General features: G+C 66.2%; 5 protein-coding genes. 4 read left to right on the forward strand and 1 reads right to left on the reverse strand.

Annotated elements, in window-relative coordinates:
* The 3 genes from NTD88_RS27115 (at position 1) to NTD88_RS27125 (ending at position 22,476) form a co-directional block, all read left to right on the forward strand.
* Complete coding sequence (locus tag NTD88_RS27115; protein WP_315975178.1) at positions 1-20,613, forward strand: non-ribosomal peptide synthase/polyketide synthase; 20,613 nt, start codon at positions 1-3, stop codon at positions 20,611-20,613.
* Positions 20,614-20,777: 164 nt separating this feature from the next.
* Positions 20,778-22,172: an aspartate aminotransferase family protein gene (locus tag NTD88_RS27120; RefSeq protein WP_262155368.1), complete on the forward strand. Its 1,395-nt coding sequence runs from the start codon at positions 20,778-20,780 to the stop codon at positions 22,170-22,172.
* Positions 22,173-22,254: 82 nt separating this feature from the next.
* The gene (locus NTD88_RS27125; protein WP_095155658.1) at positions 22,255-22,476 is read left to right on the forward strand and encodes an MbtH family protein; all 222 of its coding nucleotides are present in this window, start codon (positions 22,255-22,257) and stop codon (positions 22,474-22,476) included.
* Positions 22,477-22,543: 67 nt separating this feature from the next.
* On the opposite strand, the gene NTD88_RS27130 is transcribed toward NTD88_RS27125, so the two are convergent.
* Positions 22,544-23,725, reverse strand: a complete 1,182-nt coding sequence (locus NTD88_RS27130) for a PepSY-associated TM helix domain-containing protein (RefSeq protein ID WP_262155367.1) — start codon at positions 23,723-23,725, stop codon at positions 22,544-22,546.
* Positions 23,726-23,993: 268 nt separating this feature from the next.
* Here NTD88_RS27130 and NTD88_RS27135 point away from each other — a divergent pair.
* Positions 23,994-24,970: TauD/TfdA family dioxygenase (locus NTD88_RS27135; RefSeq protein WP_262155366.1), on the forward strand; the 977-nt coding region annotated here is incomplete at its 3' end.

Below are 24,970 nucleotides of genomic sequence, written 5' to 3' on the forward strand. Positions count from 1 at the left end.
ATGGATGCGTTTGAACTTCCAGCCACCCTGGCCCAGTCCCTCCAACGTCGCGCCGCACAGACGCCGGACAAACTGGCGCTGCGGTTTCTTTCCGACGAAAAGGACCAGGGCCTCGTGCTGACCTACCGTGACCTGGACCTGCGCGCGCGAACCATCGCGGCCGCCCTGCAGTCCCAGGCTGCACTGGGTGACCGGGCGATCCTGCTGTTTCCCAGTGGCCCGGACTATGTCGCGGCGTTCTACGGCTGCCTGTATGCCGGCGTGATCGCGGTGCCGGCCTATCCGCCGGAGTCCAATCGCCGTCACCACCAGGAGCGCCTGCTGTCGATCATCGCCGACGCCGAGCCGAGCCTGGTGCTGACCGCCTCGGCCCTGCGCGAGAGCCTGCTGGAAGTGGCGGAACTGGCGGCCGATGGCGCCCCGGCGTTGCTGTGCGTCGACACCCTGGACAGCGCCCGCGCCGACGCCTGGCAAGCGCCGGAACTGACTGGCGAGCACATCGCATTTTTGCAATACACCTCCGGCTCCACCGCGCTGCCGAAAGGCGTGCAGGTCAGCCACGGCAACCTGGTGGCCAACGAAAAACTGATTCGCCACGGCTTCGGCATCGACCTCAACCCGGACGACGTGATCGTCAGCTGGCTGCCGCTGTACCACGACATGGGCCTGATCGGCGGCCTGCTGCAACCGATCTTCAGCGGTGTGCCCTGCGTACTCATGGCTCCGGCCTACTTCCTCAGCCGGCCACTGCGCTGGCTGGAAGCGATCAGCGACTACAAGGGCACCATCAGCGGTGGCCCGGACTTCGCCTACCAGCTCTGCGCCGCGCGGGTCAGCGATTCGGCGCTGGCCCGGCTCGACCTGAGCGGCTGGCGCGTGGCGTACTCCGGTTCCGAGCCGATCCGCCTGGACAGCCTGGACGCCTTCGCCGAGAAATTCGCCGGTTGCGGTTTCGACGCCAGCAGCTTCTTCGCCTCCTATGGCCTGGCCGAGGCGACCCTGTTCGTCGCGGGCGGCAAGCGTGGCCAGGGCATTCCGCACCTGCGTCTGGACGAGCAGGCGCTGGCGCGCAATACCGCCGAGCCGGGGCAGGGCAGCCCGGTGATGAGCTGCGGCACCAGCCAACCGGAGCACGGCGTGCTGATCGCCGATCCGCAAAGCCTGGCGGAACTGGGCGAAAACCAGGTCGGCGAAGTCTGGGCCTGTGGCCCGAGCATCGCCCACGGCTACTGGCGCAACCCCGAGGCCACGGCCAAGACCTTCGTCCAGCATGCCGGCCAGACCTGGCTGCGCACCGGTGACCTGGGCTTCATCCGCGATGGCGAGCTGTACATCACCGGCCGCCTGAAAGACATGCTGATCGTCCGCGGCCAGAATATTTATCCACAGGACATCGAACAGACCATCGAGCGTGAAGTGGACGTGGTGCGCAAGAGCCGCATCGCTGCGTTCGCGGTCACCCAGGACGGTGTCGAGGGTATCGGCATCGCCGCCGAAATCGGCCGCAGCGTGCAGAAAAGCGTGCCTGCCGACGAACTGATCAAGCGCCTGCGCCATGCCGTGGCCGACGCCTTCCAGCAGGCCCCGAGCGTGGTGGTGCTACTCAATCCCGGCGCCTTGCCGAAGACCTCCAGCGGCAAGCTGCAACGTTCCGCCTGCCGCACCCGCCTGGCCGATGGCAGCCTCGACAGCTACGCGGTGTTCCCGCAGCAGGCCGGCGCGGTCAAGGCCAGTGACGCGCTGCTGGCGCAGTCCAACCTGCAGGAACTGGTGGCCCGTACCTGGCGCGAGCACCTGCAGGTCGAGGATGTCGCCGCCGACGATCACTTCTTCCTGCTGGGCGGCAACTCCATCGTCGCGACGCAAGTGGTCGCCAGCCTGCGCGAAGGGCTGGGCATCGAGCTGAACCTGCGCCTGCTGTTCGAGGCGCCGACCCTGGAAGGTTTCGTTGCCGCCATCGAAGGCGTGCAGTCCAGTGCCCAGGCCCAGGACGGCATCGTCCGCCTGGCCGGCGACGAAGGGCTGCCGCAATCCCTGGCGCAAAACCGCCTGTGGTTCACCTGGCAACTCGATCCGCACAGCAGCGCCTACAACATTCCCGCCGGCCTGAACCTGCGCGGCGAACTGGACGAAGACGCACTGCGTACGGCCTTCCAGCATCTGGTGGAACGCCATGAATCGCTGCGCACGCGCTTCTACGAAGAAGACGGCGTGGCCTTGCAGCGGATCGACGCCGCGAGCCCGCTGGCGATCTCGCGTATCGACCTCAGCGAGCTTGATGACGATGAACGCCGTGCCCGTGCCCTGGCGATCCGCGAGGAGCAGGCGCGTCTGCCGTTCGACCTGGAAAACGGCCCGCTGCTCCGGGTGCAACTCGTGTGCCTGGACGAGCAGGAGCACCAACTGCTGGTGACCCTGCACCACATCATCGCTGACGGCTGGTCGCTGAACGTGCTGATCGACGAGTTCTCGCGCCTCTATGCCGCCGCCGTGCAGGACCAGCCTCTGGCGCTGGAGCCGCTGCCGGTGCGTTACGCCGATTACGGCCAGTGGCAGCGCGAATGGCTGGCCCGGGGTGAAGCCCAGCGCCAACTGGATTACTGGAAAGCGCAACTGGGCGATGAGCAACCGAGCCTGAACCTCGCCACTGACCATCCGCGTTCCGCCCGTCAGCAACACAGCGCCGCGCGCTACAGCCTGCGCCTGAGCGCCGAGCTGAGCAGCGCGGTGAAAGCGGCGGCGCAACACAATCAATCGACGCCGTTCATGCTGCTGCTGGCCGGTTTCCAGAGCCTGCTGCACCGCTACAGCGGGCAGACCGATATCCGCGTCGGCGTTCCCGGCGCCAACCGTCCGCGCCTGGAAACCCAGGGCTTGATCGGCTTCTTCATCAACACCCTGGTGCTGCGCGCTGAACTGGATGCACGGCTGCCGTTCGCGCAACTGTTGGCCCGCACCCGCCAGACCGCGCTGGAGGCCCAGGCCAATCAGGACCTGCCGTTCGACCAACTGGTCGAAGCCTTCCCGCAGGCCCGCGAACAGGGCCTGTTCCAAGTTATGTTCAACCACCAGCAGCGCGACCTGAGCGCGCTGCGTCGCTTGCCGGGGCTGCTGGCCGACGAGCTGCCGTGGCACAGCCGCGAAGCCAAGTTCGACCTGCAACTGCACAGCGAAGAGGACCGCAACGGGCGCATCAGCCTGTCGTTCGACTACGCCGACGAATTGTTCGAGCGGGCGACCATCGTCCGCCTCTCCGCGCATTACGTGCGTCTGCTGACCCAGGTCAGCGCCGACGCCGATACCGCCCTCGGCGACCTGCACCTGCTGGACGCCGCCGAGGTGGCCCGTCAGCAAGACTGGAGCGTCGCCCCCTGCGCCCCGGCCAGCCGCTGGCTGCCGGAGTTGCTCAATGAACAGGCCCAACGCAGCCCCGAGCGCACCGCGCTGGTGTGGGACGGCGGCAGCCTCGACTTTGCCGGCCTGCACGTTCAGGCCAACCGCCTGGCCAACTACCTGCGCGACAAGGGCGTCGGCCCGGATGTGAAAGTCGCGATCGCCGTGGAGCGCTCGCCGCAACTGCTGGTCGGCCTGCTGGCGATCATCAAGGCCGGTGGCGCCTACGTGCCGTTGGACCCGGATTACCCGAGCGAGCGCCTGGCCTACATGTTGGCCGACAGCGGCGTGTCGTTGCTGCTGACCCAGAGCCACCTGCTCGGCGACCTGCCGAGCGCCGAGGGCGTCAGCGCCATCGCCCTGGACACCCTCAAGCTGGACAACTGGCCGAGCCACGCGCCGGGCCTGCATGTGCACGGCGACAACCTCGCCTACGTGATTTACACCTCCGGTTCCACCGGCCAACCGAAAGGCGTCGGCAACACCCACGCGGCCCTGGCCGAGCGCCTGCAATGGATGCAGGCCACGTATCAGTTGAACGAAACCGACGTGCTGATGCAGAAGGCGCCGATCAGCTTCGACGTGTCGGTGTGGGAGTGCTTCTGGCCGCTGATCACCGGCTGCACGCTGGTCATCGCCGGCCCCGGCGAACACCGCGATCCGCACCGCATCGCCCAGCTTGTCCGACAGCATGCGGTGACCACGCTGCACTTCGTGCCGCCGCTGCTGCAACTGTTCATCGACGAGCCGCTGACCGCTGGCTGCGACAGCCTGCGCCGGGTGTTCTCCGGTGGCGAGGCGCTGCCCGCCGAGTTGCGCAACCGCGTGCTGGCGCAACTGCCCAACGCGCAATTGCACAACCGCTATGGCCCGACCGAAACCGCGATCAACGTCACCCACTGGCACTGCCAGGCCAGCGACGGCGCGCGTTCGCCGATCGGCCGGCCGCTGGGCAACGTGATTTGCCGCGTCCTCGATGGCGAACTGAACGCCCAGCCTGATGGCGTGGCCGGCGAGCTGTGCATCGGTGGCATCGGCCTGGCCCGGGGTTACCTGGGCCGCGCGGCAATGACCGCCGAACGCTTCGTGCCGGATGCCGCCGGCGAGCCGGGTGCGCGCCTGTACCGCACCGGCGACCGCGTGCGCTGGGCCGCCGATGGCGCGCTGGAGTATTTCGGCCGTCTCGACCATCAGGTGAAGCTGCGCGGTTTCCGCGTCGAACCGCAGGAAATCGAAGCCCGCTTGCTGGCGCTGGCGGGCGTCGGCCAGGCCGCGGTGCTGGTCCGCGAGACCGTCGCCGGCCCGCAACTGGTGGGCTACTTCACCGCCGAGGCGAGCGAGGAGGGCGAGGCCGCGCAAGTGGCGCGGCTCAAGGCCGAACTGGCGCTGGAGCTGCCGGAATACATGGTGCCGGCGCAACTGATGCGCCTCGACGTCATGCCCCTCGGCCCGAGCGGCAAGCTGGATCGCCGCGCCCTGCCGGAACCGCAATGGCAATCCCGCGAGCACATCGAGCCGCAAACCGAGCTGGAACAGCGCATCGCCGCGATCTGGCGCGACGTGTTGGGCGTGCCGCGCATCGGTCTTGCCGATGACTTCTTCGAACTCGGCGGCCACTCGCTGCTGGCGACTCAGATCATTTCCCGCGTGCGGCAAAGCTGCGACGTCGAGCTGCCGTTGCGGGTGCTGTTCGAGCACCGCGAGCTGGGCGATTTCGCCGCCCGTGTCGCGGCGCTGCATGCCGCCGGCGAGCGCAACAGCCAGCAGCCGATCGGCCAGGTCGATCGTCGCCAGGCGGTGCCGCTGTCCTATTCGCAGCAACGCATGTGGTTCCTCTGGCAGATGGAGCCGGACAGCCCGGCGTACAACGTCGGCGGCATGGCGCGCCTGAGCGGCGCGTTCGATATCGGCTGCTTCGAGGCCGCGTTGCAGGCGCTGATCCTGCGCCACGAAACCCTGCGCACCACCTTCCCGAGCGTCAACGGCGTGGCCTGCCAGAAGGTCTCCGACGAGACCGGCGTCGCCATGCAATGGCTGGATCTCTCGGCGCTGCCGGCCGCCGAACGCGAGGTGCGCCTGCACGCCTTCGCCGACAGCGAAGCGCACACGCCGTTCGACCTGGAGACCGGCCCGCTGCTGCGCGCCTGCCTGGTCAAGGCCGGCGAGCAGGAGCACTACTTTGTCCTGACCCTGCACCACATCGTCACCGAAGGCTGGGCGATGGACATCTTCGCCCGCGAACTGGGCCTGCTCTACGAAGCCTTCCTCGACGGCAAGCCATCGCCGCTGCAACCGCTGGCGGTGCAGTACCTCGACTACAGCGTGTGGCAGCGTCAGTGGCTGGAGTCCGGCGAGCGCCAGCGTCAACTGGACTACTGGACCGCGCAACTGGGCAAGGAGCATCCGCTGCTGGAATTGCCCGGCGACCGTCCGCGTCCCGCGGTGCAGAGCCACCAGGGCGAGCTGTTCCGCTTCGACCTCGCCGATGACTTGGCCGGCCGCGTGCGTGCCTTCAACGCGAAAAACGGCCTGACCCTGTTCATGACCATGACCGCCGCCCTGGCGGTGCTGCTCTACCGCTACAGCGGCCAGACCGACCTGCGCATCGGCGCGCCGGTGGCCAACCGTATCCGCCCGGAAAGCGAAGGGCTGATCGGCGCCTTCCTCAACACCCAGGTGCTGCGCGTGCAGCTCGACGGGCAGATGAGCGTCGGCGAGCTGTTCGAACAGGTCCGCCACACCGTGATCGAAGGCCAGTCGCACCAGGACCTGCCATTCGACCATCTGGTGGAAGCCCTGCAACCGCCGCGCAGCGCTGCCTGGAACCCGCTGTTCCAGGTGATGTGCAACGTGCAGCGCTGGGAATTCCAGCAGAGCCGCGAGCTGGCGGGCATGACCGTGGAATACCTGGTCAACGACGCCCGGGCGACCAAGTTCGACCTCAACCTGGAAGTCACCGAGCTGGATCACCGCCTCGGTTGCTGCCTGACGTACAGCACCGACCTCTTCGATGAGCCGCGCATCGCGCGCATGGCCGGGCACTGGCGCAACCTGCTGCAAGCGCTGCTGGATAACCCGCAACAACGCCTCGGCGAGTTGCCGCTGCTGGATGACAGCGAACGCCAGGGCCTGCTCGACAGCCTCGGCGCCGAGCCGGGCGAGCAGCGTCTGGACCAGTGCATTCACAGCCTGTTCAGCCAGCGCGTGCGCGCCAACCCCGAGGCCGGCGCGCTGACCTTCCGTGGCCAGACCCTGAGCTACGGCGAGCTGGATGCCCAGGTCAACCGCCTGGCCTGGATGCTGCGCGAGCGTGGCGTCGGCCCGCAGGTGCGGGTCGGCCTGGCGCTGGAGCGGTCGCTGGAAATGGTCATCGGCCTGCTGGCGATCCTCAAGGCCGGCGGCGCCTACGTGCCGCTCGACCCGGAATACCCGCTGGAACGCCTGCAATACATGATCAAGGACAGCGGCGTGCGCCTGCTGCTCAGCGACGCGACCTTGCTCGACGCCTTGGGCGAGCTGCCCGAAGGCGTGGCGCGCTGGAGCCTGGAAGAGGACCTGGCGAAACTGGCCGGCTACCCGGATAGCGAGCCGCCGTTCATCAGCCTGCCGCAGCATCAGGCGTACCTGATCTATACCTCCGGATCCACCGGCTTGCCGAAAGGCGTGGTGGTCAGCCATGGCGAAATCGCCATGCACTGCCAGGCGGTGATCAAGCGCTTCGATATGCGCCCGGACGACTGCGAGCTGCATTTCTATTCGATCAACTTCGACGCCGCCACCGAGCGCCTGCTGGTGCCCTTGCTGACCGGTTCACGGTTGGTGCTGCGCGCCCAGGGCCAATGGGATGCCGAGGAAATCTGCACGCTGATCCGCGAGCAGGGCGTGACCATCCTCGGTTTCACCCCGAGCTACGGCAGCCAGTTGGCGCAGTGGCTGGCGACCCAGCAACAGCGTCTGCCGGTGCGCATGTGCATCACCGGTGGCGAGGCGCTGACCGGCGAGCACCTGCAACGGATTCGCGCGGCCTTCGCCCCGGCACTGTTCTTCAACGCCTACGGTCCGACCGAAACCGTGGTCATGCCGCTGGCCTGCCTGTCGCCGGCCGAGCTGGACGAGGGCCAGGCCAGCGTGCCGATCGGCAGCGTGGTGGGCGCGCGGGTGGCGTACATCCTCGACACTGACCTCGCGCTGGTGCCGCAAGGCGCCACCGGTGAGCTGTACGTCGGCGGCGCCGGCCTCGCGGTCGGCTATCACGAACGGGCGGGGCTGACCGCCGAGCGCTTCGTCGCCGACCCGTTCGCCACCGATGGCGGTCGTCTGTACCGCACCGGTGACCTGGTGCGCCAGCGCGCCGATGGTCAGGTGGAATACATCGGCCGGGTCGACCATCAGGTGAAGATCCGCGGTTTCCGTATCGAACTGGGCGAAATCGAAACCCGCCTGCTGGACCACCCGGCCATCCGCGAAGCGGTGGTGCTGGCGCTGGAAACGCCGGCGGGCAAACAACTGGCCGGCTATCTGGTCAGCGACGTCGCTAATCAGAACGAGGCGCAACAGGCGCACCTGCGCGAGGCGCTGAAAACCGCCCTCAAGGCGCAACTGCCGGACTACATGGTGCCGACCCACCTGATCCTGCTCGACGCCATGCCGCTGACCGCCAACGGCAAGCTCGACCGCCGCGCCTTGCCGGCGCCGGACCCGGAGTTGAACCGTCAGCATTACGTGGCGCCGAGCAGCGAGCTGGAACTGACCCTGGCGCGGATCTGGGGCGAAGTCCTCAACGTCGCCCAGGTCGGCCTCAACGACAACTTCTTCGAACTGGGCGGCGACTCGATCCTGTCGATCCAGGTGGTCAGCCGTGCCCGTGCGGCCGGCATTCACTTCAGCCCCCGCGACCTGTTCCAGCACCAGACCGTGCAGAGCCTCGCTGCGGTGGCTACCACGCAAGAACGGGTCAGCGCCGAACAGGGCCTCCTCAGCGGTACCTCGGGCCTTACGCCGATCCAGCACTGGTTCTTCGACACCCCGATTACCAACCGCCAACACTGGAACCAGGCGGTGCTGCTGGAACCGACCCTCACCCTGCACGCCGCGCTGCTGGAACAGGCACTGAACGCCGTGCAGCACCAGCACGACGCCCTGCGCCTGCGCTTCAGCGAGCGTGACGGACAGTGGCAGGCGCAGTTCAGCGAGAACGCGGGCGATAGCCTGTTGCGGGTGGCGCAGGTCAGCGACATGACCCAGTGCGCCGACCTGTTCGACGACGCCCAGCGCAGCCTCGACCTCGCGCACGGTCCGCTGCTGCGCGCCTTGCTGGTGGACGGCCCGCAAGGGCAGCAACGCCTGCTGCTGGCGATCCATCACCTGGTGGTGGACGGCGTGTCCTGGCGCGTGCTGCTGGAAGACCTGCAAACCGCCTATCGCCAGTTGCAAGTCGGCGAGGCCGTGCAACTGCCGGCCAAGACCAGCGCGATGCGTGACTGGGCGGCACGCCTGCACACCTACGCGGCGAGCGAATCGCTGCGCGAAGAACGCGACTGGTGGCAAGCGCAACTGGCGGGCGCCGCCCAGCAACTGCCGGACACCGACCTCAATGGCGGCCAGCAGAACCTGCACGCCGCCACCGTCAGCGTGCGCCTGGACGCCCAGCGCACCCGTCAGCTACTGCAAGACGCCCCGGCGGCGTACCGCACGCAGATCAACGACCTGCTGCTGACCGCCCTGGCCCGTGTGCTGTGCCAGTGGACCGGGCAGGCGTCGGCGCTGGTCCAGCTCGAAGGCCACGGCCGCGAAACCCTGTTCGACGAGATCGACCTGACCCGCAGCGTCGGCTGGTTCACCAGCGCCTATCCGCTGCGCCTGACCCCGGTGGCGAACGACGCCGCCGCGTCGATCAAGGCGATCAAAGAACAACTGCGCCAAGTGCCGCACAAGGGCCTCGGCTACGGCGTGCTGCGCTACCTCGGCGACGACGCCAGCCGTGCGGCGCTGCAGGCGCTGCCGCTGGCGCCGGTCACCTTCAACTACCTCGGCCAGTTCGACCAGAGCTTTGCCAGCGACGGGCTGTTCCGTCCGCTGGAAGAATCCGCCGGCACCGCCCATGACCCGCACGCGCCGTTGCCCAACGAACTGAGCATCGACGCCCAGGTTTACGCCGGCGAACTGGTGCTGCGCTGGACCTTCAGTGGCGAGCGCCATCAGGTCGCGATCATCGACAACCTGGCCACTGCCTACCTGGCGCAGTTGCAGGCGCTGGTCGAGCACTGCGTCACCGAAGGCAATGGCGGCCTGACGCCGTCGGACTTCCCGCTGGCCAGCCTGACCCAGGCACAACTCGACGCGCTGCCGGTGCCGGCGGCGCGGATCGAGGACGTCTATCCGCTGACCCCGATGCAGGAGGGCATGCTCCTGCACACCCTGCTGGAACCGGGCACCGGCCTGTACTACATGCAGGACCGCTACCGCATCAACAGCGACCTCGACCCCGAGCGTTTCGCCCACGCCTGGCAGGCCGTGGTCGCCCGTCATGAAGCGCTGCGCGCATCGTTCTGCTGGGACGTCGGGCAGACCATGCTGCAGGTTATCCACAAGCCGGGCGACACCGCCGTCGAATACCTCGACTGGCGCGAGGTGCCGGCGGATGAACAGGAGCCGCGCCTGCAAGCGCTGCACAAGCGCGAGCGCGAGGCCGGTTTCGATCTGCTGCGGCAGGCGCCGTTCCACCTGCGGCTGATCCGCGTCGGCGAGGCGAACTACTGGTTCATGATGAGCAACCACCACATCCTGATCGATGCCTGGTGCCGTTCGCTGCTGATGAACGACTTCTTCGATATCTACATGGCCCTCGGCGAGGGCCGCGACGCGCAACTGCCGCCGCCGCCGCGCTACCGCGACTACATCGGCTGGCTGCAACAGCGTGGCCTGGAACAGGCGCGCACCTGGTGGCGCGACAACCTGCGCGGCTTCGAGCGGCCGACGCCGATCCCGAGCGACCGGCCGTACCTGCGCGAGCACGCCAGCGAGCACGGCGGCATGATCGTCGGCGACGTCTACACCCGTCTCGAGGTGAAGGACGGCGCCCGCCTGCGCGAACTGGCCCAGCAGCATCAACTGACCGTCAACACCTTCGCCCAGGCGGCGTGGGCCCTGACCCTGCGGCGCATGAGCGGCGACCGTGACGTGCTGTTCGGCGTCACCGTGGCCGGACGTCCGGTAGACATGCCGCAGATGCAGCGCACCGTCGGCCTGTTCATCAACACCATTGCCCTGCGCGTCGGCCTGCCGCGCGACGGCCAGCGGCAGAGCGTGCGCCAGTGGCTGAGCGGCTTGCTGGACAGCAACATGGAGCTGCGCGAGTACGAATACCTGCCGCTGGTGAACATTCAGGAAAACAGCGAACTGCCCAAGGGCATGCCGCTGTTCGACAGCCTGTTCGTGTTCGAGAACGCCCCGGTGGAAGTCTCGGTGCTGGACCGTGCGCAAAGCCTCAACGCCACATCGGATTCCGGCCGGACCCACACCAACTACCCGCTGACGGCCGTCTGCTACCCGGGCGACGACCTCGGCCTGCATCTGTCCTACGACCAGCGTTACTTCGACGAGTCCACCGTTAACGGCATACTCGCCGAGTTCAAGCGCCTGCTGCTGGCGCTGGTGGAAGGCTTCCATGGCGATATGGCCGAGTTGCCGCTGCTGGGCGAGGCCGAGCGCGAATTCCTGGTCAACGGCTGCAATCAGAGCGCCCACGACTACCCGCTGGAGCGCAGTTATGTGGCGCTGTTCGAAGAACAGGTCGCCGCGCATCCCGAACGCATCGCTGTCTCGTGCCTTGAGCGTCAGGACAGCTACGCCGAACTGAACGCCGCCGCCAACCGTCTGGGTCATGCCCTGATCGCGGCGGGCGTTGGCTTCGACCAACCCATCGCCCTGCTGGCCGAGCGCGGCCCGGACCTGCTGGGCATGATCGTCGGCAGCTTCAAGGCTGGCGCAGGTTATCTGCCGCTGGACCCGGCGTTGCCGAATCCGCGTTTGAGCGGCGTGATCGCGCAGAGCGGTGCGCCGGTGCTGGTGTGCAGCGCCGAGTGCGAGGCGCAGGCCCGCGAACTGTTGGCCGCGCTGGAAAGCCCGGTGCACCTGCTGGTCTGGGAACAGGTCCAGCAGAGCGGGGTGTCTGTGGATAACCCGGGCCGCTACAGCGCCCCGGACAATCTCGCTTATGTGATCTTCACCTCCGGCTCCACCGGCCTGCCGAAAGGCGTGATGGTCGAGCAGCGCGGCATGCTCAACAACCAGTTGAGCAAGGTGCCGTATCTGGATTTGAGCGACGCCGATGTGATCGCGCAAACCGCGTCGCAGAGCTTCGATATTTCCGTCTGGCAGTTCCTCGCCGCGCCGCTGTTCGGGGCCCGCGTGGATATCGTGCCGAACGACATCGCCCGCGATCCGCAGGCGCTGCTGGCCCACGTTGAGGCGCAAGGCATCAGCGTGCTGGAAAGCGTGCCGTCGCTGATTCAGGGCTTGCTGGCCGAAGAGCGGGTTTCCCTCGACGGCCTGCGCTGGATGCTGCCGACCGGCGAAGCCATGCCGCCTGAACTGGCTCGCCAGTGGCTGCAACGTTATCCACAGATCGGCCTCGTCAACGCCTACGGCCCGGCCGAGTGCTCGGACGACGTGGCGTTCTTCCGCGTCGATCTGGATTCCACGCAAAGCACTTACTTGCCGATCGGCACGCCGACCGACAACAACCTGATCTACCTGTTGGACGACGCGCTGGAGCTGGTGCCGCTGGGCGCTGTGGGCGAATTGTGCGTGGCCGGCACCGGTGTTGGCCGTGGCTATGTCGCCGACCCGCGTCGCACCACCCCGGTGTTCGTGCCGAACCCGTTCGGCGCGCCGGGGGAGCGGCTCTACCGCACCGGTGACCTGGCGCGCCGCCGCGCCGATGGTGTCCTCGAATACGTCGGCCGCGCCGACCATCAAGTGAAGATCCGTGGCTACCGTATCGAACTGGGCGAGATCGAAACCCGCCTGCAAGAGCATCCGGCGATCCGCGAAGCGGTGGTGCTGGATATCGACGGCCCACAGGGCAAGCAGCTTGCGGCCTACGTGACTACGAAAGTGGCGAGCGATGCCGAGGCGCTGCGTGAAGAGCTGAAAACCGCACTGAAAGCCAGCCTGCCGGACTACATGGTGCCGACCCACTTCGTGCTGTTGGCGGCGATGCCGTTGACGCCGAACGGCAAGCTCGACCGCAAGGCGCTGCCGAAGCCGGACACCACCCTGTCGCAAACCGCCTATGTGGCGCCGGTCACTGAACTTGAACAACAACTGGCCGCCATCTGGGCCGAGGTGCTGAAGATCGAGCGCGTCGGCCTCGATGACAGCTTCTTCGAACTGGGCGGCCATTCGCTGCTGGCGACCCAGGTCATCTCCCGCGTGCGCCAGGCCCTGAAGATCGAGCTGTCGTTGCGCAGCCTGTTCGAAGCCAAGGACCTGCGCGGTTTTGCCCGCCAAGTCGAGCAAGGTGAAAGCAGCAAGCTGCAAGCCATCGGCAAGGCTGACCGCGGCCAGCCGCTGGCGCTTTCGTACGCTCAGCAACGGCAGTGGTTCCTCTGGCAACTGGAGCCGCAGAGCGCGGCGTACAACATGCCGGCGGCGCTGCGCCTGAAGGGCGCGCTGGATATCGCCGCGCTGGAACTGGCCTTCGAAACCCTGATCGGCCGCCACGAAACCCTGCGCACCACCTTCCGCCAGGACGGCAGCCAGGCCGTGCAGGTCATCCACGGGGCGGCGCCGTTCGTGCTGGCGCTGGAGCAACTGCCGGACTCGCCACTGCCGCGAGACGAACAGGTGCGCCTGTTTATCGAGGACGAAACCCTGCGGCCGTTCGACCTGGAACAGGGCCCACTGCTGCGGGTGCGCTTGCTGCACTTGGGCGAGAACGAGCATGTGCTGGTGTTGGTCCAGCACCATATCGTCACCGACGGCTGGTCGATGCCGATCATGGTCGATGAGCTGATGCGCCTGTACGCCGGCTACAGCCAGGGCGAGGACGTCGCGTTGGCGCCACTGCCGATCCAGTACGCCGACTACGCCTTGTGGCAGCGCACCTGGATGGATGCGGGCGAGAAGGACCGGCAACTGGCCTACTGGACCGCGCAACTGGGCGGCGAACAACCGGTGCTGGAACTGCCGACAGACCATCCGCGTCCGCCGGTGCAGAGCACCGAGGGTGCGCAACTGCACCTGGAACTGGACGTCGAACTGGCCGCGCGCCTGAAAGGGCTGGCGCAGGCGCAGGGCGTGACCCTGTTCATGCTCCTGCTGGCTTCGTTGCAGACCTTGCTGCACCGCTATTCGGGCCTGGGCGATGTGCGTGTCGGCGTGCCGATCGCCAACCGCAACCGCGCCGAAACCGAAGGCCTGATCGGCTTCTTCGTCAACACCCAGGTGCTCAAGGCCGAGGTGGATTCGCAGACCACCGTTGCCGCGCTGCTGCAACAGGTCAAGCGTCATGCCTTGCAGGCCCAGGCCCATCAGGACCTGCCGTTCGAGCAACTGGTGGAAGCGCTGCAACCCCAGCGCGACCTGAGCCGCAGCCCGCTGTTCCAGGTGATGTACAACCACCAGAACGAGGCGCCGCAACTGGTGCGCGAGCTGGCCGGGCTGACCCTGCAAGGGGTGACCTCGGAGAAGCAAACCGCGCAGTTCGACCTGATGCTCAACACCGTCGAACAGGACAACGGCCTCAGCGCGTCGCTGACCTACGCCACCGCGCTGTTCGAAGCGGACACCATCGCGCGCATGGCCGAGCATTGGCAGAACCTGCTGCGGGGCATGGTTGCCGATGCGCAGCAGCGTATCGGTGAGCTGCCGCTGCTGGGCGATGCCGAGCAGCAGCACATCCTGCGCGACTGGAACGCCACCGCCGCCGGGTTCCCGAGCGAGGCGTGCATCCAGAGCCTGATCGAGGCGCAGGTCGTCGCGACGCCGGACGCTCCGGCGCTGGTGTTTGCCGGTGAAGAACTGAGCTACGCCGAGGTCAACCGCCGCGCCAACCAACTCGCTCACAAGCTGCGCGAACTGGGCGTTGGCCCGGATGCGCTGGTGGGCATTTCGGTCGAGCGCAGCCTGGAAATGGTTATCGGCCTGGTGGCGATCATCAAGGCGGGCGGTGCTTATGTGCCGCTGGACCCGGATTATCCACAGGACCGTCTGACGTACATGATCGAGGACAGTGGCGTGCAATTGCTGCTGACCCAAAAGGCGCTGGTTGATCGTCTGCCGATTCCAGCGGGTATCCAGTCGCTTTACCTGGATCAACTGGATCTGAACGGTTACAGCGACGCCAACCCGTCGCTGCACAGCGTGCCGGAAAACCTCGCCTACGTGATCTACACCTCGGGCTCCACCGGCAAGCCGAAAGGGGCGGGCAACAGCCATCGCGCCTTGGTCAACCGCTTGCACTGGATGCAGAAGGCTTACGCTCTGGACGGCACGGATACCGTGCTGCAAAAGACTCCGTTCAGCTTCGACGTGTCGGTATGGGAGTTCTTCTGGCCGCTGCTGACCGGCGCCCGTCTGGCGGTTGCATTGCCGGGCGATCACCGTGACCCGGAGCGTCTGGTGGCGACCATCAACGAGTACGGCGTCAGCACGCTGCACTTCGTGCCGTCGATGCTTCAGGCGTTCATGACCAGCGAGTTGGTCGAAACATGCGCCTCGCTGAAACGCGTCGTTTGCAGCGGTGAAGCATTGCCGGCCGAGCTGGCGGCTCAAGTGTTGAAACGCCTGCCACACACCGGCCTGTACAACCTGTACGGTCCGACCGAGGCGGCGATCGACGTCACTCACTGGACCTGCACCGTCAACGATCACCTGAGCGTTCCGATCGGTCAGCCAATCGACAACCTGAAAACCCACATCCTCGAAGACGGCCTGCTGCCCGCCGCACCAGGCACCGCTGCCGAGCTGTACCTGGGCGGTGTCGGTCTGGCTCGTGGTTACCACAATCGTCCTTCGCTGACCGCCGAACGCTTCGTGCCGGATCCGTTCTCGGATAATGGCGGCCGCCTGTACCGCACCGGCGACCTGGCGCGTTACCGAGACGAGGGCGTGATCGAATACGCCGGTCGTATCGACCATCAAGTGAAGATTCGCGGGTTGCGGATCGAGCTGGGTGAAATCGAAGCGCGCCTGCTGGAATACCCGGCAGTCCGCGAAGCCAGCGTGATCGATATCGATGGCCCGAGCGGCAAGCAACTGGCGGCGTATCTGGTGGCCGAGGACAGCAGTGAGCTGAAGGACGCGCTCAAGGCGCACCTGAAAGTCCACCTGCCCGAGTTCATGGTGCCGAGCCACTTCGTGCTGCTGGAAAAAATGCCGCTGAGCGCCAACGGCAAGCTGGACCGCCGTGCGCTGCCGAAGCCGGATATCAGCCAGTCGCAGGCCGCCTATGTCGCGCCGGCGAATGCGCTGGAAACCCAACTGGCGGCGATCTGGGCCGACGTCCTCAAGCTGGAGAAAGTCGGCGTCACCGACAACTTCTTCGAGCTGGGCGGCGACTCGATCATCTCCATCCAGGTGGTCAGCCGTGCGCGTCAGGCGGGCATCGTGTTCAGCCCGAAAGACCTGTTCCAGCGCCAGACCGTGCAGGGCATCGCCCAGGTGGCGAGCCGTGCCGCGGTGGTGCGTATCGAGCAGGGTCCGGTGACCGGCGAAACCCCGTTGATGCCTATCCAGCATTGGTTCTTCGACAGCCCGATTCCTGAGCGTCATCACTGGAACCAGTCGGTGCTGCTCAAGCCGACCGTGCACCTGGAGGCAGCGCCGCTGGAAGCGGCCTTGCAGGCACTGCTGGTGCATCACGATGCGCTGCGCCTGAGCTTCGTCGAGGGGCGCGCACGCTTCCGTGACGCGGCGGCTGGCGAGTTGCTGTGGGTGCGCGAGCTGTCCAGCCGCGATCAATTGGCTGCACTGACCAACGAAGCACAACGCAGCCTCGACTTGCAGAACGGCCCGCTGTTGCGCGCCCTGCTGGTCAACCTGCCGCAAGGCGAACAACGCCTGCTGCTGGTGATTCATCACCTGGCAGTGGACGGTGTGTCCTGGCGGATTTTGCTGGAGGACCTGCAAGCGGCCTATAACGGTGCCGCGCTGCCGGCCAAGACCCATTCGGTCAAGGTCTGGGCCGAACACCTGCGCACCTTCGCCGGTACTTCGGCGCTGGAGCAGGAACTGGGCTGGTGGCAGGCGCAGTTGCAGGGCGTCAGCGACGCGCTGCCGCTGGACCGTGCCGACGGCGGCCGCCAGCACAAGCACGAAGCGACCGTTCGCACGAGCTTGAACAGCGCGTTGACCCGCCAGTTGCTGCAGGACGCCCCGGCGGCCTACCGCACCCAGATCAACGACCTGCTGCTCACCGCGCTGGCCCGCGTCATCAGTCGCTGGAGCGGTAACGCCGAGACGCTGGTGCGCCTGGAAGGCCACGGCCGCGAAGACCTCTTCGACGGCCTCGACACCACCCGCACCGTCGGCTGGTTCACCAGCCTGTACCCGGTGAAACTGACCCCGGCCGCGGAGCTGGGCGCGTCGATCAAGGCGGTCAAGGAACAACTGCGTGCCGTGCCGAACAAAGGCCTCGGCTACGGCGTGCTGCGCTACCTGGGCAGCGATGCGGCGCAAGCCAGCCTCGCGGCGCTGCCGCAGGGCGAGATCGTCTTCAACTACCTCGGCCAACTGGATGCCAGCTTCGCCGCCGAAGGCGCGCTGTTCGCGCCGTCCGGCGAAGGCAGTGGCGAAGGCCAGAGCCCCGAGGCGCCGCTGGGCAGCCTGCTGGCGATCAACGGCCAGGTGCTCAATGGCGCGCTGGAACTGGCGTGGAGCTTCAGCAACGAAGTGTTCGACGTCCAGACCGTGCAAGCCCTGGCCGATGCCTACGGCCAGGAACTGCAACACCTGATCGAGCACTGCGTGGCCGCCGGTGTGGCCGGCGTGACGCCATCGGACTTCCCGCTGGCCGGCCTCGACCAACCGCAACTGGACAGCCTGCCGCTGGCCGCGGCGCAGATCGCCGACATCTATCCGCTGTCGCCGATGCAGCAGGGCATGCTGTTCCATAGCCTGTACGAGCAGGAGGGCGGCAGCTACATCAACCAGATGTTCGCCCGGGTTCGTGGGTTGGACGTGGAGCGTTTCCGCGCCGCCTGGCAAGCCGTGGTGGACAGCCATGAAGTCCTGCGGGCGAACTTCGTCAGCAGCTTCGGCCAGCCATTGCAGGTGATCCGCAAGCAATTGGCGGTACCGTTCGAGGTGCTGGACTGGTGCGGGCGTGACGATCTGGAGATCGCGCTGACGGCGTATGCCGACGCCGACCGCCTGCGCGGATTCGACGTGGAGCACGAAGCGCTGTTGCGCCTGACCCTGCTGCGCATCGACGGTGACACCTGGCATCTGATCTACACCAGCCACCATATCCTGCTCGATGGCTGGAGCAGCTCGCGCCTGTTGGGCGAGGTGCTCCAGCACTATCGCGGCGAACCGGTGCCCGCGCCGAGTGGCCGCTATCAGGACTACATCCAGTGGCTGCAACGCCAGGATGCCGCAGCCAGCGAGCGCTTCTGGAGCGAGCAACTGGCCGAGCTGGACGAGCCGACCCGGCTGGCGCCGTGCTTCCGCGCCTCGGCGCCGGGGCAGGGTTACGGCGAGCATCGATACGTGTTCGCCGAGCATGTGACGCACCAACTGGGCGAGTTCGGCCGCGAGCAGCGGGTGACCCTCAATACCCTGCTGCAATCGACGTGGATGTTGCTGTTGCAACGCTACACCGGGCACTCCGGGGTGACATTCGGCGCGACAGTGGCCGGGCGACCGGCAGAACTGCCGGGTGTCGAGGAGCAACTGGGCCTGTTCATCAACACCCTGCCGGTGGCGGGCAGCCCGCGTGCGGAGCAGACCGTGGGTGACTGGGTGCAGCAGGTGCAGGCGCTGAACCTGGGCTTGCGTGAGCACGAACACTCGCCGCTGTACGAAGTCCAGCGCTGGGCGGGCTGGGGTGGCGAGTCGCTGTTCGACTCGATCATGGTCTTCGAGAACTACCCGATCGCCGAAGCGCTGCAACAGGCATCGCCGCAGTCGCTGGTGTTCGACAACGTGATCGCGCAGGAGCAGACCCACTATCCGCTGACCCTGGCTGTGGAGGCGGGCGAGCGACTGGTGCTGTCGATGAGTTATGACCGCGGTCATTTCGATGCGCCGGCGATCACGCAACTGGCCAGGCATTTCGAACACCTGCTGCAGGCGCTGGCCAGCGACGCCCGGGCATTGCTGGGCGAACTGCCGCTGCTGGACGACGCCGAGCGTCAGCACCTGTTGCAGGACTGGAACGACACGGCAGTGGCCTTTGCCGACGCACCGATCCACGACCTGATCGAAGCTCAGGTGCAAGCCACACCGGACGCCGTGGCGCTGATCCTTGGCGAGCGGCAACTGAGCTACGCCGAACTGGATCGTCAGGCCAATCGTCTGGCGCACCGTCTGCGTGAACTGGGCGTGGGCCCGGACGTGCTGGTGGGGATCTCGCTGGAGCGCAGCCTGGAAATGGTGGTCGGCCTGCTGGCGATCCTCAAGGTCGGCGGCGCCTATGTGCCGCTGGACCCGGCGTACCCGCGTGAGCGTCTGGATTACATGCTGCGCGACAGTGGCATTCGTCTGTTGCTGACTCAGTCGTCGCTGCTGGCGCAATTGCCGGTGAGCGAGCAGGTGCGCAGCCTGGAACTGGACCGCCTGATCGACTGGCAAGACAGGACCGATATCGCGCCGCCGCAGGTTCACCTGAACCCGGACAACCTCGCCTACGTGATCTACACCTCCGGCTCCACCGGTCGGCCAAAAGGCGTGGAAATCCGCCATGGCGCGTTGACCAACCACATGCTGTGGATGCAGAACGAGCTGAAACTGGCGCCGCATGACCGCGTGCTGCAGAAGACCGCGTTCAGCTTCGACGCCTCGGTCTGGGAATTCTGGCTGCCGCTGCTGAACGGCGCGCAACTGGTGCTCGCCAGCCCGGCGCTGAGCGATGATTTGTCGTTGCTCTGGAGTGAAGTGGCCGAGCACCAGATCAGCATCCTGCAATTGGCGCCGTCGGTACTTCAGGCGCTGTTGCCGGACGTGAAGGGCGGCCAACTGGATTCGCTGCGCACCCTGGCCTTCGGTGGCGAGGGGCTAAGCGCGGCGCTGGTGGAGCAGTTGCGTCAACAATGGAATGGTCAGGTCTACAACCTGTACGGCCCGACCGAAGCGACCATCGACACCAGCAGCCTGCTGATCGAAGGTCCGGTGGACACGGCGATCGCAGCGATCGGCCGGCCGATCAGCAACGTGCGCACCTACGTGCTGGACGCCAACTTGCAGGTCTGCCCGGTGGGCAGCGCTGGCGAGCTGTACGTCGGCGGCGACTCGTTGGCCCGCGGATATCACCAGCGTCCCGACCTGACCGCCGAGCGTTTCGTGCCGGATCCGTTCACCCCGGGCGCCCGTCTGTACCGCACCGGCGACCTGGTGCGCTACCGCGCCGATGGCGTGATCGACTACCTCGGCCGTATCGACCATCAGGTGAAGATTCGCGGCTTGCGCATCGAGCTGGGTGAAATCGAAGCGCAGATCCTCCGGCATGCCGCCGTCCGCGAGGCGGTGGTGCTGGCGAAGGAAACCGCCAACGGTACGCAACTGGTGGCCTGGGTCGTGGGTGGTCAGGGCGACGAACTGGTCGCCGAGCTCAAGGCGCTGCTGGGCCAGGACCTGCCGGGCTTCATGGTGCCGACGCAGTGGCTGTTCCTTGAACAGTTGCCGCTGACGCCGAACGGCAAGCTCGATCGCAAGGCCCTGCCGCAACCGGACATCGGCCATGCGCACGCGGCCTATGTCGCACCGGCCACCGAGCTGGAGCGACAACTGGCGGCGATCTGGGCCGACGTGCTGAAAGTCGAGAAGGTCGGCATGAGCGACGACTTCTTCGAACTGGGCGGGCACTCGTTGCTGGCGACGCAAATCGTCAGCCGGGTGCAGAAGGAACTGGGGCATCACGTGCCGCTGCGGGCGATGTTCGAACTCAACACCTTGCAGGCGTTGGCGCAGTACATCGACGGCCAGCAAGACACGCGCATCGACGAGGCCAAGGTCGACCGCCTGTCGGACCTGATGGCGGAACTGGAGGCGCTTTAAGCCGCGGGCGGGCGTTGCGGAAAAAAGCTGTCGCACGCTGTAAATCCGCGACGCCCTGACGCGTTTTTCAAGGAAGGAATGAATGCCTGTTTCACCCGCTTCAACGCCGGGTGAAACAGGCGGCTAACGGTTCGCCTCATCCACTCTTTTTGAGGGTTGCACAGATGTCAGTCGCTATCAGGTTTACCGAAGGTCAGGACGCCGACGAGACGCTCTACGAGTTCGACGAGTCGCCGCTGCTGGCCCGGCAAAGCCGCCAGGAATCCAACGCGCGCAGCTACCCGCGACGTATCCCGCTGGCGCTGAAACGCGCCAAGGGCCTGCACGTCGAGGACGTCGAAGGCCGCCGTTTCATCGACTGTCTGGCCGGTGCCGGCACCCTGGCGCTGGGCCACAACCACCCGGTGGTGATCGAGGCCATTCAACAGGTGCTGGCGGATGAACTGCCGCTGCACACCCTGGACCTCACCACGCCGGTGAAGGACCAGTTCGTCCAGGACCTGTTCAGCATCCTGCCGCCGGCGCTGGCGGCGGAAGCGAAGATCCAGTTCTGCGGCCCGACCGGCACCGACGCGGTGGAAGCCGCGCTGAAACTGGTGCGCACCGCCACCGGGCGCAGCACCGTGCTGTCGTTCCAGGGCGGTTATCACGGCATGAGCCAGGGCGCGCTGAGCCTGATGGGCAGCCTGGGGCCGAAACGTCCGCTGGGCGCGCTGCTCACCAGCGGCGTGCAATTCATGCCCTATCCCTACGACTACCGTTGCCCGTTCGGGCTCGGCGGCGCGGCCGGGGTCAAGGCCAACCTGAGTTACCTGCAGAACCTGCTGAGCGACCCGGAAGCCGGCGTGCAACTGCCGGCGGCGGTGATCGTCGAGGTGGTGCAGGGCGAGGGCGGCGTGATTCCGGCGGACCTCGACTGGCTGCGCGGTGTGCGCGCCATCACCGAGAAAGCCGGCGTGGCGCTGATCGTCGATGAAATCCAGAGCGGCTTTGCCCGTACCGGCAAGATGTTCGCCTTCGAACACGCCGGCATCATCCCGGACGTGGTGGTCATGTCCAAGGCCATCGGCGGCAGCCTGCCGCTGGCGGTGATGGTCTACCGCGACTGGCTGGACACCTGGTCGCCGGGCGCCCATGCCGGCACCTTCCGTGGCAATCAGATGGCGATGGCCGCGGGTTCGGCGGTGATTCGCTACCTCAAAGAGCACAACGTCTGCGAGCACGCTGCCGCCATGGGCGAGCGCCTGACTGGGCACCTGCGCGACCTGCAACACGACTACCCGCAACTGGGTGATATCCGTGGACGCGGGCTGATGCTGGGCGTCGAGCTGGTGGACCCGAGCGGCGAGCCGGATGCTCGCGGCCACGCCCCGTACTTCCCGCGCCTGGCGCCGCTGGTGCAGCGCGAATGCCTCAAGCGCGGGCTGATTCTCGAGCTGGGCGGCCGGCATGGCAGCGTCGTGCGCTTCCTGCCGCCGCTGGTGATCACCGCCGAGCAGATCGATGAAGTCTCGGCGATTTTCGGCCGTGCCCTGGCTGCCGCGGTGGCCAGCCTGTAATTTTCTGGCGTAGCGATACGTTCATTCCACAAGAGGGCCGCGCGGGTGGCGCGGCCTGGCTTGATAACGACGGAGAGCAACAATGACTTCAGTATTTGACCGCGACGACATCGTGTTCCAGGTAGTGGTCAACCACGAGGAGCAATATTCCATCTGGCCGGAGTACAAGGAAGTACCGAGCGGCTGGCGCACCGTGGGCAAGAGCGGGTTGAAGAAGGACTGCCTGGCCTACATCGAAGAGGTGTGGACCGACATGCGTCCGCTGAGCCTGCGGCAGAAGATGGAGGCGCAAGCGGCGCAGTGAGTGAGCGCGGCTTGTGAAAACGCCCCGGTTTTTGGCCGGGGCGTTTTTGTTTTTGGAGCGGCATCGCTCAAACCAGCGAGTCGGCCTTCACGCGTTTGCGTTCTTCCTTGGTCGTGCGCTTCAACGCCGCCGCCGTCGCCAGCGCTGTGCGTTTGCTCCAGATCAGCAATCCACTGAGCACCATCATCGACAACAGCAGGCCGAAGAACGCCCAGATCAGCTTGATCCAGATCCCGCCGAAATCGCCGGTGTGCAGCGGGCGCATCGATTCGGTGACGAACTCGGTGGGCGTGCGGTCGGAGAGCAGCCGGGAGGAGGTGATCTCGCCGGTGTAGGGGTGAATGTTCACCGATTGGTACATCAATGGATACCAACTGCGCCCGGCCGCCTGAAGGGTGCCGTAGGTGTTGCTCGGCAGCGAGATATTGCTCGCCTCGAGGCCCGGTATCTTCTGCTGCGCGATGGTGACGGCCTGGTCCAGGCCGATCATGGCCGGAGGCGAGCCGTCGCTGCTCAGGGGGACGCTGTCGTGGGCGATCACCGAGGTCACCGGCGAGTAACTGGAAATGCTGATCTGGTTGTCCGCGAGGATGGCCTGGATCAGGAACCAGGTGCCGGTGATGGAAATCACCGCAATGAACCAGATCGACCAGATGCCGCTCAAGCGGTGGAAGTCGCCCCAGAAAATCCGCGCGCCGTGGTTGAAGCGCAGGACCGGTTTGAAAAAGCCTTTCCAGAAGCGCTTGTAGACCACCAGTCCGGTGACCAATGACGCGAGCATTGGCAAGCCGAGAAATGACACCAGATACCAGCCCCAGGCGTAACCATTGGTGAACGGCACCAGCCACCAGCCGTGCAGGGCCCGGGTGAAGCGGCGAAAGTCGAACGTCGGCGCGTAGCCCTGAAGGTCACCGGTGTAGGGGTTCACATAGGCGACCGTGGAGCGTCCGTCCGGCAGGGTCACCGAGACGTTGAGGGCGAAATAGTCGCCGTCGGGCTTGAAGATGGTGCCGAGGATGGCCTGGGGGTGATGTTGTCCAAGCCGGTCTTTGACCTGATCGAAGCTCAGGCGGGTGGCATCGTCCGAGGGCTGGTCGGCGCGCATCTCGGGGTAGGCCAGCCACATGATTTCCTTGCTGACCACGGCCAGGGTTCCCGTGACGCAGACGATCAGCACGAAAAACCAGATCGGCAGCGCCAGCCAACTGTGCACCAGGAACCAGATTTTCGAGCGGGACTTCTTCGACATGGGGTAACGCTCTCGCTGCAAGCTCCAGGGGCGCGCCCCGGGCTTTCGGTGTCGGTGAAAGCGGCCGCCGTGGCCGCTGCATCCTTACCTGAACGAGTAATGGCGGGCCGGCTTTAAGGAAAAGATGTAACAGAGATGCAAGCAGATGTTTCACGCAGGTAAGACCGGCGGACTTAATTTTCCGCCAAGGCCGTACGTTCCATCAGGACACCGGTGTCGCGCCTGACCGCTGGGGCTCGGGCGATTGCACCCTTCAGGGAGAAATTTCATGAGTCATGCGTTGAGTTTGGACATCCGACCCTTGCTGGCCGGGGCGGGCACCTTGCCCATGTTGATCGAGGCGCCTGAACCCGGCCTGGATCTGATGGAGGCGCTGGGCGAGTTCAAGCCGCTAGTGGCGCAGCACCTGTACACCGCCGGCGGCATCCTGTTCCGTGGTTTCGAGGTGGGCGGTGCCGAGCGCTTTCGCGAGTTCGCCGCGGGTTTCGGTGATCCGCTGCTCAGCTACGAGTTCGGCTCCACGCCGCGCAGCAACGTGACCAAGGGCGTCTACACCTCCACCGAGTACCCGGCGCACCAGAGCATCCCGTTGCACAACGAGCAGGCCTACACCCTCGATTGGCCGATGCGCATCTGGTTCTACAGCATGATCGCCGCCGAGACCGGCGGCGAGACGCCGATTGCCGACAGCCGCGAGGTCTACCGCAAGATCCCGGCGCGGATCCGCGATCGCTTCATCGAGAAGAAGCTGATGTACGTGCGCAACTACGGCAACGGCCTCGACGTCGAGTGGAGCCAGGTGTTCAACACCGAGGACGAAAGCGTGGTCGAGGCCTATTGCCGCGCGCATTCGATCCAGTGCGAGTGGAAGGACGACGGCGAACTGCGCACCCGGCAGATCTGCCAGTCAGTGGCGCGTCACCCGGTCACCCAGGACATGGTCTGGTTCAACCAGGCGCACCTGTTCCACATCTCCAATTTGCAGGCGGAAGTGCGGGAAAGCCTGCTGGACGTGGTGGACGAGGAAGACCTGCCGCGTAACGTCTATTACGGCGACGGCTCGCCGATCGAGGTCGATCTGCTCGACGAAGTGCGCGGCGTGCTGGACGAATGCACCATCAAGTTCCCGTGGCTGGAGAACGACGTGATGATGCTCGACAACATGCTCGCGGCCCATGCGCGCTCGCCGTTCACCGGCAAGCGCAAGGTGGTGGTGGCGATGGCGCAGGGGTATTCCGAGCGCTG

This window comes from Pseudomonas sp. 20P_3.2_Bac5 (genome assembly GCF_025466035.1).
In the GTDB taxonomy this organism is placed as follows: Bacteria; Pseudomonadota; Gammaproteobacteria; order Pseudomonadales; family Pseudomonadaceae; genus Aquipseudomonas.